The sequence below is a fragment of the Bacillus sp. DJP31 genome (assembly GCF_049310945.1).
Classification (GTDB): domain Bacteria; phylum Bacillota; class Bacilli; order Bacillales; family SA4; genus Bacillus_BS.
In genome coordinates, this window is sequence record NZ_JBMERO010000086.1 from 1 (window position 1) to 1,156 (window position 1,156).

Annotated in this window: 2 protein-coding genes; both read right to left on the reverse strand. The window is 36.5% G+C overall.

Annotated elements, in window-relative coordinates; translation table 11 throughout:
- Window positions 1–340: competence protein ComK (locus ACOI1C_RS22515; protein ID WP_422512869.1), on the reverse strand; the 340-nt coding region annotated here is incomplete at its 3' end.
- A 72-nt stretch (window positions 341–412) separates the two neighbouring features.
- Window positions 413–673 (reverse strand): helix-turn-helix domain-containing protein, encoded by a 261-nt coding sequence (locus ACOI1C_RS22520; protein ID WP_422512870.1) that lies wholly within the window; start codon window positions 671–673, stop codon window positions 413–415.
- Window positions 674–1,156 lie beyond the last annotated feature (483 nt).

A 1,156-nucleotide genomic window follows, 5' to 3' on the forward strand; every position in this document is an offset into this window, starting at 1 on the left:
TATTTGAATGTTTGGGGTGGTAATAGGAGATATGTTCGTAGAAGAGCCATACACACTCGTGGGATTCGGGAGAACATGTTGGAAAAGCATAGATATCATCGAGTGGGTTAATCGGGATCGGCGGACATTGGAAGTAGGATTTTTTGTGCTGAAGTGATTTTTTCCTACCTTCAAATGAGGAGCCTCCTTCTAAACAGGCTTGTTCGATTAGCTTAATCGGTGACTGACTGGAATAAAACGCACCTTGCAAATCTAGAATCCTTGATTGGTATTTCTCATGGTAAGCGGGCAAGATTGCGAGGGTCATTGGACTGATTTCATAGTTTTCTCTTACAATCAATGTTTTTTCCTCCTGGGAATGTAATGGTTTTTTTTTTTGAAGATAATCAATGACTAAAAACAGTGGAAACAACTATTCATCTCTACTATTTTGCTTTAGTAATTCGAATTCTTTTATTATCATGCTTATACTAGAATCCCGAGTCTCCAACGCGACAAGTATCTTAAAAAGCATGATTCCGGATGGATACCTATTTCCACGTTCCAGTTTACCAAGGTGCTTATGGCTCATATTTGCTCTTTCAGCTACCTGTTCCTGAGTTAAACCCAGTTCATTTCTCCTCTTTTTAATATACTTCCCTATTGCTTGTCCAATTAGATCATTGTCTTCCAAAGGCTTAGCTCCTTTTTAAGACTATTATCCAAATGATAAAAGACCATGAACACGCCCTATTGTACCCCTTTTATGAATTTTTTTTAGACGATGTTATGTGTTAGCCAGAGAGCACAGGACGGCTCTTTTGCTTCCTCAAGAACCGTCCTCTATCTCTACAACCAAACAAATGACCATTTCTCTTGCATTCACCTTTGGAGGCTAGTAATATGGTAACTAACTAATAATGTTATATATTAATAGGGTGGAAATCACAAAAAGATAGTAAGATAGATTTACAGAAGAAATATCATTCAGAGAATGACAGAAGGCACTCCTTTACTAGCTTTTTAATTACCTCGCCTGACTATCTCATGAAACAATTAAAAACAATTAACCTAAAGACTTCCTTTAAACAACTCCAAGCATACCCACCGAAAAACATTCATTGCCTACCTTTTTTTCATTAAGATTTTTCTTTAAAAATAATCAGATCCATTTAAA